The 13,511-nt window shown below is 58.0% G+C and carries 11 protein-coding genes; 7 read left to right on the top strand and 4 right to left on the bottom strand.

From position 1 onward, the window contains the following. Nucleotides 1-77 precede the first annotated feature (77 nt). Nucleotides 78-1,157 carry a type I glyceraldehyde-3-phosphate dehydrogenase gene (gene gap / locus ACNSOI_RS15000; RefSeq protein ID WP_420194425.1) on the bottom strand — a complete coding sequence of 360 codons (1,080 nt, stop codon included), beginning with the start codon at nt 1,155-1,157 and terminating at the stop codon, nt 78-80. Next, a complete protein-coding gene (gene tkt / locus ACNSOI_RS15005) occupies nt 1,157-3,157 on the bottom strand; it encodes a transketolase (RefSeq protein ID WP_420194426.1) in 2,001 nt (666 codons plus the stop codon). Before tkt ends, gap begins: the two co-directional genes overlap by 1 nt. A 235-nt stretch (nt 3,158-3,392) precedes the next feature. Between tkt and ACNSOI_RS15010 the strand changes: the two genes are divergently transcribed. The 7 genes from ACNSOI_RS15010 to ACNSOI_RS15040 all read left to right on the top strand — a co-directional run bounded on the left by ACNSOI_RS15010 (nt 3,393) and on the right by ACNSOI_RS15040 (nt 10,883). Continuing rightward, entirely contained in the window at nt 3,393-4,394 is a 1,002-nt protein-coding gene (locus tag ACNSOI_RS15010) for a metalloregulator ArsR/SmtB family transcription factor (RefSeq protein ID WP_420194427.1), read from the top strand. A 96-nt stretch (nt 4,395-4,490) separates the two neighbouring features. Continuing rightward, nucleotides 4,491-5,681, top strand: coding sequence for a methionine adenosyltransferase (gene metK / locus ACNSOI_RS15015; RefSeq protein ID WP_061332607.1), 1,191 nt, complete (start codon nt 4,491-4,493; stop codon nt 5,679-5,681). A 447-nt stretch (nt 5,682-6,128) separates the two neighbouring features. Continuing rightward, nucleotides 6,129-7,523, top strand: a complete 1,395-nt coding sequence (gene ahcY / locus ACNSOI_RS15020; protein WP_420194428.1) for an adenosylhomocysteinase — start codon at nt 6,129-6,131, stop codon at nt 7,521-7,523. Nucleotides 7,524-7,535: 12 nt separating this feature from the next. Continuing rightward, complete coding sequence (gene metF / locus ACNSOI_RS15025) at nt 7,536-8,405, top strand: methylenetetrahydrofolate reductase [NAD(P)H] (RefSeq protein WP_061332605.1); 870 nt, start codon at nt 7,536-7,538, stop codon at nt 8,403-8,405. Nucleotides 8,406-8,621: 216 nt separating this feature from the next. Next, on the top strand, nt 8,622-9,380 hold the full coding sequence (locus ACNSOI_RS15030) for a transporter substrate-binding domain-containing protein (RefSeq protein ID WP_420194429.1): 759 nt from the start codon (nt 8,622-8,624) through the stop codon (nt 9,378-9,380). A gap of 71 nt (nt 9,381-9,451) precedes the next feature. Further along, on the top strand, nt 9,452-10,123 hold the full coding sequence (locus ACNSOI_RS15035) for an amino acid ABC transporter permease (protein WP_072676474.1): 672 nt from the start codon (nt 9,452-9,454) through the stop codon (nt 10,121-10,123). A 13-nt stretch (nt 10,124-10,136) separates the two neighbouring features. Next, a complete protein-coding gene (locus ACNSOI_RS15040) occupies nt 10,137-10,883 on the top strand; it encodes an amino acid ABC transporter ATP-binding protein (protein WP_058092726.1) in 747 nt (248 codons plus the stop codon). A gap of 60 nt (nt 10,884-10,943) precedes the next feature. Here the strand turns inward: ACNSOI_RS15040 and ACNSOI_RS15045 are convergent, their stop codons facing one another. Both ACNSOI_RS15045 and ACNSOI_RS15050 read right to left on the bottom strand, forming a co-directional pair. Beyond that, nucleotides 10,944-11,732, bottom strand: a complete 789-nt coding sequence (locus ACNSOI_RS15045) for an SDR family oxidoreductase (protein WP_420194430.1) — start codon at nt 11,730-11,732, stop codon at nt 10,944-10,946. 55 nt (nt 11,733-11,787) lie between these two features. Then, nucleotides 11,788-13,347, bottom strand: a complete 1,560-nt coding sequence (locus ACNSOI_RS15050; protein WP_420194431.1) for a BCCT family transporter — start codon at nt 13,345-13,347, stop codon at nt 11,788-11,790. Between the last annotated feature and the right edge of the window lie 164 nt (nt 13,348-13,511).

A 13,511-nucleotide genomic window follows, 5' to 3' on the forward strand; every position in this document is an offset into this window, starting at 1 on the left:
TCAGGTTCCGTAGTTATGGGTTCACAGGTGCAAATTGTTAAGCCTATGGGTGGGGTCTGACCCAGTTCGGCATACTTTCAAGCTATGGTTGGGGTCTGACCCCGTTCGGGGTCAGACCCCTTTGTATCCGTCTTGTTTGGCAACCACGCCTGGCTGACATCCAGCATCCGGTTGGCGAAGCCCCATTCGTTGTCGAACCAGCAGAGTACTTTCACCATGGTGCCGCCGGTGACTCGGGTCTGGCCGCCGTCTACCACGCCGGAATGGGCGTCGTGGTTGAAGTCGGAACTGGCCAGCAGTTCATCGGTGTAACCGAGGATGCCTTTCAGGCCTCCCTTTGCGGCGTTCTGTAATAGCTGGTTCACCGCCGTTACATCGGTGGCCTCGCGTACATTCACCACCATGTCTATAGCAGAGACATTGAGTGTTGGCACGCGCATGGCCACCGAGCTGAAGCGACCTTCCATATGGGGTAGCAAACGCTCTATGCCACGGGCCAGTCCTGTGTCTACCGGGACGATATTATGAAGCGCGCTGCGGGTGCGGCGCAGGTCCTGGTGGTGGTAAGCATCGATCACCGGCTGGTCGTTCATGGCGGCGTGGATAGTGGTGGTACTGCCCTGCTCTACGCCGAAGGCGTCGTCCAGTACCTTGATCACCGGTACCAGACAGTTGGTGGTGCAGGAACCCGCAGCCACAATCACATCCTCAGCATTCAGCTGGTCGTCGTTGATGCCGAACACCACGGTGCGGTCCACATCCGCCTCACCCGGCTGGGAAAACAACAGCCGCCGGGCGCCCGAAGCGATATGCTTTTCCGCTGTGGCGCGGTCGGAGTAGGCGCCGGAGCATTCCAGCACCAGGTCTACGTCCAGCAAACGCCAGGGCAGATCACTCGGGTCCGGGTGGCGCAGCACCCGGATGCGATCGCCGTTGACCACCAGGTTATCGCCATCCACCGCCACCTCACCGTGAAACCGCCCGTGGGTGGAGTCGTATTTGGTGAGATGGGCGATGGTGTCGATATCCGACAACTCGTTAATCGCGACCACCTGCAGATGGTCGCGATAGCCGTTTTCATAGAGTGCCCGCAACACGCACTGGCCGATGCGGCCGTACCCGTTGATGGCGATGCGAAACGGCGTTGAGTTGGTCATCAGGCGTCCAGGAGCTCGTCAGCCACTTCCAGGATGTTATCGACGGTGAAGCCGAATTCCTTGAACAGCTCGCCAGCAGGCGCAGACTCACCGAAGGTGGTCATGCCCACAACCCGGCCGTCCAGGCCCACGTACTTGTACCAGTAGTCAGCAATGCCGGCTTCGATGGCGATGCGGTTGGTGACTTCCAGCGGCAGCACCTGTTGTTTGTACTCAGCGCTCTGGGCATCAAACACATCGGTAGACGGCATGGACACCACGCGCACGGCCTTGCCCTGCTCGCGTAGTTTGGTGGCAACGTCCTGAGCCAGGGCCACTTCAGAACCGGTGGCAATCAGGATCAACTCCGGGGTGCCTTCGCTGTCAGACAGCACGTAGCCACCCCTGGCGACGTTGGCCAACTGCTCGGCGTCGCGCTGCTGGTGCGGCAGGTTCTGACGGGAGAACACCATGGCGGTGGGGCCGTCGTTGCGCTCAAGGGCGGCTTTCCAGGCTACCGCAGATTCCACGGTATCGGCCGGGCGCCACATGCTCATGTTCGGCGTGGTGCGCAGGCTGGCCATCTGCTCGATGGGCTGGTGCGTGGGGCCGTCTTCGCCCAGACCGATGGAGTCGTGGGTGAAGACAAAGATGGAGCGCTGCTTCATCAGAGCCGCCATGCGTACCGCGTTGCGGCAGTATTCCATGAAGATCAGGAAGGTGGCGCCGTAGGGAACAAAACCGCCGTGCAGGGCGATGCCGTTCATAATGGCGGCCATTCCGAACTCACGTACACCGTAATAGATGTAGTTACCGGAGGCGTCGTCTTTGGTCACGCCTTTGCAACCAGACCAGATGGTCAGGTTGGAACCAGCCAGGTCGGCGGAGCCGCCCATCAGTTCCGGCAGCAGCGGGCCATAGGCGTTCAGGGTGTTCTGGGATGCCTTACGGGAAGCGATGGTGTCGCCCTTGTCCTGGCATTCCTGAATGTAGGCCTGAGCTTTTTCAGAGAAGTCTGCCGGCAGCTCGCCGGCCATGCGGCGCTTGAACTCAGCGGCCAGTTCCGGCTCGGCTTTTTCGTAGCCGGCGAATTTCTCTTCCCACGCTTTCTGGGCAGCCGCGCCTCTTTCTTTGGCATCCCAGGCTGCGTAAATTTCAGAAGGCACTTCGAACGGACCGTGCTGCCAGCCCAGCGCTTCCCGGGTCAGGGCGATTTCATCGTCACCCAGCGGGGCGCCGTGGCAATCTTCCTTGCCCTGTTTGTTGGGGGAGCCAAAGCCGATGATGGTCTTGCAGCAGATGATGGTGGGCTGGTCGGTATTCGCGCGGGCCGCTTCGATGGCCGCACGAATGGCATCGGCATCGTGGCCATCCACATTCGGGATAACCTGCCAGCCGTAGGATTCGAAACGCTTGGGCGTGTCGTCGGTGAACCAGCCCTCTACTTCACCATCAATGGAAATGCCGTTGTCGTCGTAGAAGAACACCAGTTTACCCAGGCCCAAAGTACCGGCCAGGGAGGCGACTTCGTGGGAGATGCCTTCCATCAGGCAGCCATCGCCCAGGAATGCGTAGGTGTAGTGATCAACAATCTCGTGGCCCGGGCGGTTGAACTGCGCCGCCAGGGATTTCTCGGCCAGCGCGAAACCAACAGCATTGGCAATGCCCTGCCCCAGCGGGCCAGTGGTGGTCTCGATGCCCGGCGTATAGCCGTATTCCGGGTGGCCCGGGGTTTTGGAGTGCAGCTGGCGGAAGTTCTTGATGTCGTCAATGGAGACGTCGTACCCACTCAGGTGCAGCAGCGAATACTGCAGCATGGAGCCATGGCCGTTAGACAGCACAAAGCGGTCACGGTTGGCCCACTGAGGGTTGGCCGGGTTGTGGCTGAGGTAATCGTTCCACAGTACCTCGGCGATATCCGCCATACCCATGGGCGCACCCGGGTGGCCGGACTTGGCTTTCTGAACCGCATCCATGCTCAGCGCGCGAATGGCGTTGGCGAGATCTTTACGGGACGACATTGACTATTCTCCAGTGTTTTTCAGGAAAAGAATTCAAGCTGCAAAAACTGCTTAAAAAGAAGGCGCGTATTTTCGCCGATTACGGTATGCCGGGGCAAATCCATATGTAGTGGTTTTCCGATGGCGGCGGCACAAACTCACCAAAGCAACTGATTTCACAAAGCCATAAATCTATATCAAAAAATTTTGATATGGCTATTGATCGACCAACCAATCACCCCTACACTTGCCAACCATGACCTCACTCAATGCACATGCTAACGAACTGTCCTCTGTGGACACCCTGGCACCGATCTTCAAGGCGAGCGGAGACCCCCTGCGCCTGGAGATCCTGCGGGTGCTGCGCCGTGACACCTTCGGCGTGCTTGAGCTGAGCCAGCTGTTTGATATGCGCCAGTCCGGCATGAGCCATCACCTGAAAGTGATGAACAAGGCCGGGTTGCTGGAACCCCAGCGTGAAGGTAATGCCATTTTCTACCGCCGTCCTCTGCATCTGGACAGCGACAAACTGGCAGACCAGGCCATCCGGCAGATATTCGAGACGGTAGACCGCGTGCCCTTGCCGCCGCAGCTGGAAGAAAAGATTGAGGCAATACGTGAGCAGCGGGCGGAGCAGTCCCAGGCGTTTTTCTCCCGGCACTCGGAGCAGTTCCGGGAACAACAGGAATTGATTGCAGCCTTCGACCTCTATGCCGAGCCCACAGCAGAGCTGATCCGCAAGCGCACGACCCGGCAAGAATGGCGCAGTGCGCTGGAAATCGGCCCAGGTGAAGGTGCGTTCCTGCCCGTACTGTCAGCCCTTTTTGAACACGTGGTAGCGCTGGATAACAGCAAGGACATGCTGGCCAAGGCCACCCGCACCTGTATTGATGAGCGTTTGAATAATGTGGATTTGATTGAAGGCGTCACCGACACGCTGCTGGCCCGCGGTGATGCCTTTGACCTGATCGTCGCCAACATGGTGCTGCACCATGTGCCCAGCCCGGCGGACATCTTCCTGGATGCCGCGGCACTGATGAACAGCGGTGGCTGTTTTATCGTCAGTGATTTGTGCAGCCATGATCAGGACTGGGCGAAAGAGAATTGCGGCGACCTCTGGCTTGGCTTTGAGCCGGAAGAGCTGACCGCCTGGGCCGCTGATGCCGGCCTGACCGCCGGAGAGCAACTGTTTATTGGCCTGCGCAACGGTTTTCAGGTGCAGGTCAGGGAATTCTGGAAAACGACCGCAACGGCCTGAGGCCTGCGCGGATACTGGAACATCAAAAAACTTTGATATTGTCGTACGTAGAAATACGTACACTGACTTTGAAAACGCTCACAAAGGAGCACCGCTATGTCTGACTACAACATCTTCACCTCCGAATCGGTCTCTGAAGGCCACCCGGACAAACTGGCCGACCAGATTTCCGATGCGGTACTGGATGCCATCCTGGCCGACGACCCGCACGCCCGCGTGGCCTGCGAAACCATGGTCAAGACCGGCGTTGCCATCGTTGGCGGTGAAATCACCACCAGCGCCTGGGTAGACCTGGAAGACCTGGTGCGCGGAGTGATCAAAGACATCGGCTACACCTCTTCAGACGTGGGCTACGACGGCGACACCTGTGGCGTGATCAATATCATCGGCAAACAGTCTGTCGACATCGCCCAGGGCGTTGACCGCCAAAAGCCGGAAGACCAGGGCGCCGGCGACCAGGGCCTGATGTTCGGCTACGCCAGCAACGAAACCGACGTGCTGATGCCGGCTCCGATCACCTTCTCTCACCGCCTGGTACAGCGCCAGGCCGAAGCCCGCAAGAGCGGCCTGCTGCCGTGGCTGCGCCCGGATGCCAAGAGCCAGGTCACCTGCCGCTATGAGAACGGCCAGGTGGTCGGTATCGATGCCGTGGTTCTGTCCACCCAGCACGACCCGGACGTGACCCAGGAAGACCTGAAAGAAGCGGTAATGGAGCTGATCGTCAAGCACACGCTGCCGGAAGAACTGCTGCACAAAGACACTCAGTTCCACATCAACCCGACCGGCAAGTTCGTGATCGGCGGCCCGGTGGGCGACTGTGGCCTGACCGGCCGTAAGATCATCGTAGACACCTACGGCGGCATGGCCCGTCACGGCGGCGGTGCGTTCTCCGGCAAAGACCCCTCAAAGGTTGACCGTTCTGCCGCCTATGCCGGTCGTTACGTGGCCAAGAACATCGTCGCCGCCGGCCTGGCCGAGAAATGCGAGATCCAGGTGTCCTACGCCATCGGTGTAGCCCAGCCGACCTCCATTTCCCTGAACACCTTCGGCACCGGCAAGATCAGCGACGACAAGATCATCGACCTGGTGCGCGCGCACTTCGACCTGCGCCCGTATGCGATCACCAACATGCTGGACCTGCTGCACCCGATGTACCGGGCAACCGCAGCCTACGGCCACTTCGGCCGCGACCCATACGAGATGACCGTTGGCGGCAAGACCTTCACCGCGTTCCCGTGGGAGAAGACCGACCGCGCTGCGGCCCTGAAGGACGCTGCAGGCATCTAAAGACTGGCACTGGCTTCTTGTCGTGGCCCAGCCCTCCAATTTTGGAGTGGCGGCGGCAAGGAACGTCTTTCCGGGACACGCTCAAGCCGTCCGTGGGCGCTTAGCTTTGGCCATCCATGGCCAAAGATAGTCCCGGAAAGACGTTCCTCACCACCGCTTTTGAACTTGTGGCGAGGGATTATCGAAAACTCTTTCATGCAAGGCGCTGAAAGAAGGCCAAATTCAGTATTTCGGCGTACCGGAGACGGCATACGCCAAAGTTTGAAAGAGGAGATGGGGAACGTCTTTCGCGGAATTTCGAAGGCCAAGGATGGCCTGAGAGAAGCGCACATGGATGTGCTCGTAGCGGTTCCGCGAAAGACGTTCCCCATCTCCGACGCAACCCATACAGGCGGTACCCGATAATGTTCCGGGACCGTAGAGAAAGGCTGACAGGAGAACACCCAAATGAGCACTCCGGCAGAAAAACTGACCACGTTTGAAGACTACAAAGTCCGCGACATCACCCTCGCCGACTGGGGCCGCAAGGAAATCAAGATTGCCGAAGGCGAAATGCCCGCCCTGATGAAACTGCGCGAGAAATACAAAGCCGAGCAGCCGCTGAAAGGCGCCAACATCATGGGCTGCATCCACATGACCATCCAGACCGCCGTGTTGATTGAAACACTGGTCGAGCTGGGCGCCAACGTGCGCTGGTCCTCATGCAACATCTTCTCCACCCAGGACCAGGCCGCAGCTGCCATCGCGGCGCAAGGCATTCCCGTGTTCGCGTGGAAAGGTGAAACTGACGAAGAATACGAATGGTGCCTGCACCGCACCGTAGGTGCGGACGTGGACGGCTGGCAGCCGAACATGATCCTGGACGACGGCGGCGACCTGACCGAGCTGCTGCATAACGAATACCCGGAAATCATCAACAACGTGCACGGTGTCACCGAAGAAACCACCACCGGCGTACACCGCCTGCAGGAAATGCTGCGTGACGGCACCCTGAAGATCCCCGCGATCAACGTGAACGATTCGGTCACCAAGTCCAAGAACGACAACAAGTACGGCTGTCGTCACAGCTTGAACGATGCCATCAAGCGCGCTACCGACCACCTGCTGTCTGGCAAGAAGGCGCTGGTGATCGGTTACGGTGACGTGGGTAAAGGCTCTGCCCTGTCCCTGCGTCAGGAAGGCATGATCGTAAAAGTGACCGAAGCAGACCCGATCTGCGCCATGCAAGCCTGCATGGACGGCTTTGAAGTGGTGTCTCCGTACATCGATGGCATCAACACCGGCACCGAGCAGGGCATCAACACCGACCTGCTGGGCACTACCGACCTGCTGGTAACCACCACCGGTAACGTCAACGTGTGCGACGCCAACATGCTGAAGGCCCTGAAGAGCGGCGCCGTAGTGTGCAACATCGGCCACTTCGACAATGAAATCGACACCGCCTACATGCGCAAGAACTGGGAGTGGGACGAGGTCAAACCGCAGGTGCACGTGGTGTACCGTGACAAGGCCGCCAATGACCACCTGATTCTGCTGTCCGAAGGCCGCCTGGTGAACCTGGGCAACGCCACCGGTCACCCGTCTCGGATCATGGATGGCTCCTTCGCCAACCAGGTGCTGGCCCAGATGTACCTGTTCGAGCGCAAGTTTGCTGACCTGCCGGAAGAGTCCAAGGCCAAGGGCGTTTACGTTCAGGTTCTGCCCAAGCAGCTGGACGAAGAAGTGGCCCGCGCGATGGTGGAAGGTTTTGGTGGCGTGATCACCAAGATGACGCCGGACCAGGCAAAATACATCGGTGTGCCGGTCGAAGGCCCGTACAAGCCGGAAAGCTACAGGTACTAAGCGGAAACGATCATGGAATCCCAGAAGCAATTCAAGCGCCGTTTCAGCTTTGAGTTTTTCCCGCCCAAGACCGATCAGGGCAAGGAAAAACTCCAGGCGGTGCGCAACCAGCTGGCCGAGGTGAACCCGGATTTCTTCTCGGTCACCTTCGGCGCCGGCGGTTCCACCCGGGACCGCACCATTGAAACGGTACTGAACCTGCACAAGCAGGGCATTTCCACAGCACCGCATCTGTCCTGCGTGGGTGGTACCCGCGCAGAGATCGGGGAGCTGCTGGATCTGTATAAAGAGAACGGCATCAACCGGATTGTCGCCCTGCGCGGCGACTTGCCCTCGGGCATGGGCGCTTCCGGTGAGCTGCGTTACGCCAACGAGCTGGTGGAATTCATCCGGGAGCACAGCGGTGATCACTTCAATCTGGAAGTGGCTGCCTACCCGGAGTTTCATCCCCAGGCGCGCAACGCCGAGGAAGACCTGAAGAACTTCGCACGGAAGGTACAGGCCGGTGCCAACAGCGCCATCACCCAGTACTTCTTCAATGCCGACAGTTACTTCTACTTCATCGACCGTCTGGAGAAGATGGGCGTCACCATTCCGGTGGTGCCGGGCATCATGCCTATCGTCAACTTCTCCAGCCTGGTGCGGTTCTCGGATATGTGCGGCGCGGAAATCCCTCGCTGGATCCGCAAGCAACTCGAAGCCTACGGCGACGACACCGACAGCATCCGCAAGTTCGGCGAAGAAGTGGTCACCGAGATGTGCGAAAAGCTGCTGAAAGCCGGGGCGCCCGGGCTGCACTTCTACACCCTGAACCAGGCTGAACCCAGTATCTCCATCTGGAAGAATCTGGGCATCAGCGACCGGGAGAAGATCGCTTTCTGATCTGCTCCCCGAAGCCCTCTGCACCTCTGCAGAGGGCTTTCGTTTTATCCTCCTGCCGCTATAACCAACTGATTTTCTGCAAATCCTCGTTTTCTGGTCTAACCTGTATCTGATGTATTCCCATCAACGCTCCCCGCAAGGCATGCGCTAAAAGCGGTTACCTGTGCGGATTGCCTTACCGGGCAAACGGAGCACAAAAAACAGAAAGGAGAACACATGAGCACGAAATGGCTGAAAACACTGGGCGCTGGCCTGGCATTGTCGGTTGCAGCGTCAACCGTTAGTGCAGAAACCCTCCGAGTGGTGACCGACCCCAGTTTTGTCCCCTTTGAAATGATGGACCAGGAAACCGGCGAGATGATCGGTTTCGACATGGATATCATCTCTGAGGTGGCCGAGCGCGCGGGCTTTGAGTACAACCTGCAGACCATGGATTTCAACGGCATTATCCCGGCCCTGCAAACCGGTAACGTGGATATCGCGATTGCCGGCATAACCATCACCGAAGAGCGCAAGCAGATTGTCGACTTCTCTGATCCCTACTACGACTCAGGCCTGCGGATTCTGGTGCGGGCAAACAACAGTGATGTCGATGAGCTTTCTGATCTTGAGGGCAAAAAAGTTGGCACCAAGATCGGCAGCACCAGTTACGACTTCCTGATGCAGAACCTGGATAACAATGGCGGTGTGACGCCGTACCCGGGCAGCTCCGATATGTATATGGCGCTGATGTCCCGTGCCATTGATGCAGTGTTCTACGATGCCCCCAACGTAGGCTACTTTGCCAGCACCCGTGGCGAAGGTCGGGTGAAAACCGTCGGCCAGCTTTATGAAGGCCAGCAGTACGGTATCGCCCTGAAGAAGGGCAGCCAATGGGTTGGCCCGGTCAATGAAGCACTGGCTTCTATTAAAGAGGACGGCACCTACAAGGCCATTTATGAAAAATGGTTTGGCCCCATGCCTGAAGACAAGTAACCCGCCATCCGTTCTGGTCAGGGCGTACAACGCCCTGACCGGTTCCTCCCAACTCAACGGAGACTCACACTGTGGAATTCCAGTTTCAGTTTGACTGGCAGGCAGCAATCCATGCCATTCCATTTCTGGCCAAAGGCATCCCCTACACTCTGATGATTTCCTTTGGCGGCCTGGCCATTGGCTTTGTGCTGGGCATCCTGTTCGGTTTGCTGAGCATCAACAAAAGCTGGTTCCTGCGCTGGCCAGCCATTGCCTACATCGAGATTTTTCGTGGCACGCCGATTCTGGTTCAGGTCCTGTTTATTTTCTACGGCCTGCCAGACCTGATCGGTGGGCCCATCGACCCACTCACCGCTGGCATTGCAGCCATCGCACTCAATTCCGGCGCTTATATTTCCGAAGTGGTGCGCGGTGGCGTGCAGTCCATCGACAAAGGCCAGACCGAAGCCGGCCTGTCGCTCGGTCTCTCAAGAACCCAGACCTTCTGGTCCATCATCTGGCCCCAGGCGTTCCGGCGCATGATTCCGCCATTGGGCAACCAGGGCATTGTCAGCATCAAAGACACGTCCCTGTTTTCTGTCATCGGCGTAGGTGAACTGGTCCGCCAGGGGCAGGTGTACATTGCCAACACGTTTACCGCGTTCGAGGTGTATTTCGTGGTGGCGCTCATGTACCTGGCCATCACCTTAACTCTGTCCCTGCTCCTGCGTTTGCTTGAGCGCCGTGGCGTAGCGTCTGTCTGAAGGAGCCCGACAAATGACTCAGATTGTGAAAATGAAGGGCATGAACAAGTACTTCGGCAAACTGCATGTCCTCAAGGATATTGACCTTACCGTCGAGCAGGGAGAAGTAGTGGTGATTATCGGTGCCAGCGGCTCCGGCAAGTCCACTTTGATCCGCTGTGTGAACGGCCTTGAAGAATATGAATCCGGCGTCCTGGAAGTAGATAACCAGAAACTCGCGCCCAAAGGTGGCAACCAGCAGGCATTGTCGGAAATACGCAAGGAAGTGGGCATGGTGTTCCAGCAGTTCAATCTGTTCCCTCACCTGACGGTACGAAAGAACATCATGCTGGCCCCCATGAAAGTCAAAAAGGCGTCCCAGGTAGTGGCCAACGCCACCGCAGAGCGCTTGCTGGACAGAGTGGGCATCGGCAACCAGGCCGACAAATACCCCAGCCAGTTGTCGGGTGGCCAGCAGCAACGGGTAGCCATCGCCCGGGCCCTCGCCATGGAACCCCGATTGATGCTGTTCGACGAACCTACCTCGGCGCTGGACCCGGAAATGATCGGGGAGGTGCTGGATGTCATGCGGGAACTGGCCAAGGAGGGGATGACCATGATGGTGGTTACCCACGAGATGGGATTTGCCCGGGAAGTCGCAGACCGGGTGATCTACATTCATGAAGGCCAGATTGTCGAGGAAGGCAGGCCCGACGATGTCTTCGACAATCCCCAGAACGAGCGTACCCAGGCATTTCTGTCACGGGTGCTGGCGCACTGACCGCCTCGCACCCGGTTCTTTTGGTCTCGGTAGTTGTCTAAGGCTTACCGAGGCCAGCCATCACGCTCTGGCCAGGCGGAACAGCAATTCCGGCGACAGCCGCTTGACCCAGAGCGCCGCCATTTCCTTGCCCTTGCCTACCGGGATTTCACGCTTTTTCGCTTGAAGCCCTTTGAAGATCACCTCAGCACATTCGTTTACGTCCATGCCACCGGCAATGTCGGCATCTTCCTCACCATAGGCAGAGCCATCACCGGCCAAGGCATTACGGGAAATATCCGTGCGAATGAAGCCCGGCGTGATGGTGGAAACCTGAACACCCTCGCCTTCCACTTCCGCACGAAGGGCATCAAAAAAGCCCATCACCGCATGCTTGGCGGCGCAATATCCGGTTCTCATGGGGGCACCGACTTTGCCGGCCACACTGGAGGTGACCGCCAAGTGGCCGGAACCGCGCTCCAGCATGAGGGGCAGTACGGCCTTGGTGAGTGCAATCTGGCCCATCACATCCACATCCATCAGTTTCTGATAGACCGACATATCGGTGTCTTTGCACAAAGAGCGTTGAGACACACCGGCGTTGTTAACCAGAAGATCAATGGTTTCGAAAGTATCCAGAACCGTCTGTACCGCCGTGGGCAACGAGGCCCAATCGGTGACATCCAGCGGGAGCACAAGGACGTCATCAGCAGCCAAACCGGCCTCCCGGCAACGGCTCGCGACTCGCTCCAGTTCACTTGCTCGCCGCGCCGATAACACCAAACGCGCACCCTCTTTTGCATATCGCAGGGCGAGCGCCTCACCAATGCCGGAGGAAGCTCCGGTAATCCAGACAGTTTGTGCAGACATAACCAGTGAGTCCTTGAGTTGTCGATTGTTGTTCTTGCCTAATCTGAACCTGAGACTACACCAGCCCTTGTTCCCTCGCCATAGCCATTGCAGCTTTAGGCCCGGTCCAGAGTGAAGGCAGGATAATCAGGGAAACCGGTATGGCTGTGAGCACAATAAACTGTTGAAGCACCCCGATCTGACCAGCACCCATATACAGCAGAATGGCGGCCATCAGCGCCATCGCGCCTCCCCAGAATACCCGAATCCAGGGGCTGGGCTCATCGTGACCCGCACCGACCATGGCAATGGCGTAACTCATGGAATCGCCGGTAGTAGCAACAAAAATGGTGGTAAGCAAAAGAATTGCTGCGGCCATCCAGGTGCCGCCGGGCAACGCCTGAGCGACGGTCAGAGTGGCAACATCAAAGCGGAAACTGTTCAGCGCATCGGTGAGGTCAAAGGTGCCGGCCAACTGGTGATAGATACCGGAACCGCCCAACAGGGTGAACCAGATAGTCGTAGCGATCGGCGCCAGCAAAGCCACGGCAAGAATCATTTCCCGCACGGTCCGCCCACGGGAAATCCTTGCGACAAAAACGGCCATCAACGGTGTGTAGCCGATGAACCAGGCGAAGAAAAACACGGTCCACCATTTCATCCACCAGTCTGGCGCCGTTTGCGCAGTTATGGTGGCCATGGCGAAAAATGACGTGACATATTCACCCATAGACTGGGTATAGGTGTTTGCCAGGAACAACGTCGGGCCAAAGATAAAAATGACCGCCGCAATGGCCAGCGCAAGCAACACGTTAAAACGGCTGAGCAACTGGATGCCTTTGTGTAGCCCGGTCATCGCGGACGTCATGTAAACGCCCGCCAGTACAATCAGCACGGTCAGCTGCGTGCCATAGCCGTCGGTCACGCCAAACAACTCGTGCAGACCAAAGCTCATCTGCGTGGCAAGAAAGCCTATCGGCCCAACGGTGCCCGCCACCACCGCAATCACACAAAACGCATCAACGATGCCGCCAAGGCGTCCCTGGATAACCTTCTCGCCAAACACCGGATACAACAATGTGCGGGGCTGCAGTGGCTTGCCCTGATCATAGTGGGCTCTGGTCAGAACCAGAGCTGTCAGCGAACCGAGCACCGCCCAGGCCAAAAAGCCCCAGTGAGTAAACGCCTGCGCCATGGCCGGTGCGACTGCCGCCGCAGTCCCCGCCTCGGTACTAAACGCCGGGGGCGTCACCACAAAATGATACACCGGCTCACCGGCGGCAAAGAACACGCCGCCACCGGCCAGCAAGGTACACATGATCATAGATAACCAGCGAAAGCGACCAATCTGAGGCCGATCCAGGCCTCCTACCCGCGCAGCCCCGGCGCGACTGAGCGCCGTTCCGATGGCAACGAAGAATGTCAGCAGCAGAAGTAACTGAAAAAAGGAACCCAGATACTTTGCTGTCCAGGTGAAACCGGCACCAATAACACTGGCCACAGATTCGCTGTTGACGATTGAGGCCCCGACAAAGAACAGGATAAAACCGATGGTAAGGATCAGAACCACCGGATCACTGTCGGCCAGGGCGCTGGATTTGTCCCGTATCTCGGGACCGGATGATGTCGCTTTCATGAGTGATGCCTCTCGAGAAAAAAGCCGCGCAGGCTACAGGAAAATTCGCGATCTTGCACGGATCAGCTACTAAGTACGCGGCTATGGAGAAAAGGCATCACAACGTAACCGACTTTCCATGTGCTACTTTGTCACGTGGGAATGAACCACAATGTCAAAGACGG

Source organism: Marinobacter sp. GH_1, assembly GCF_048595985.1.
Taxonomy (GTDB): Bacteria; Pseudomonadota; Gammaproteobacteria; order Pseudomonadales; family Oleiphilaceae; genus Marinobacter; species Marinobacter shengliensis.

Excerpts from the sequence above, each read along its gene's own strand:
- gap (WP_420194425.1), bottom strand. The coding sequence starts at position 1,157 with ATGACCAACTCAACGCCGTTTCGCATCGCCATCAACGGGTACGGCCGC.
- tkt (WP_420194426.1), bottom strand. The coding sequence starts at position 3,157 with ATGTCGTCCCGTAAAGATCTCGCCAACGCCATTCGCGCGCTGAGCATG.
- ACNSOI_RS15010 (WP_420194427.1), top strand. The coding sequence starts at position 3,393 with ATGACCTCACTCAATGCACATGCTAACGAACTGTCCTCTGTGGACACC.
- metK (WP_061332607.1), top strand. The coding sequence starts at position 4,491 with ATGTCTGACTACAACATCTTCACCTCCGAATCGGTCTCTGAAGGCCAC.
- ahcY (WP_420194428.1), top strand. The coding sequence starts at position 6,129 with ATGAGCACTCCGGCAGAAAAACTGACCACGTTTGAAGACTACAAAGTC.
- metF (WP_061332605.1), top strand. The coding sequence starts at position 7,536 with ATGGAATCCCAGAAGCAATTCAAGCGCCGTTTCAGCTTTGAGTTTTTC.
- ACNSOI_RS15030 (WP_420194429.1), top strand. The coding sequence starts at position 8,622 with ATGAGCACGAAATGGCTGAAAACACTGGGCGCTGGCCTGGCATTGTCG.
- ACNSOI_RS15040 (WP_058092726.1), top strand. The coding sequence starts at position 10,137 with ATGACTCAGATTGTGAAAATGAAGGGCATGAACAAGTACTTCGGCAAA.
- ACNSOI_RS15045 (WP_420194430.1), bottom strand. The coding sequence starts at position 11,732 with ATGTCTGCACAAACTGTCTGGATTACCGGAGCTTCCTCCGGCATTGGT.
- ACNSOI_RS15050 (WP_420194431.1), bottom strand. The coding sequence starts at position 13,347 with ATGAAAGCGACATCATCCGGTCCCGAGATACGGGACAAATCCAGCGCC.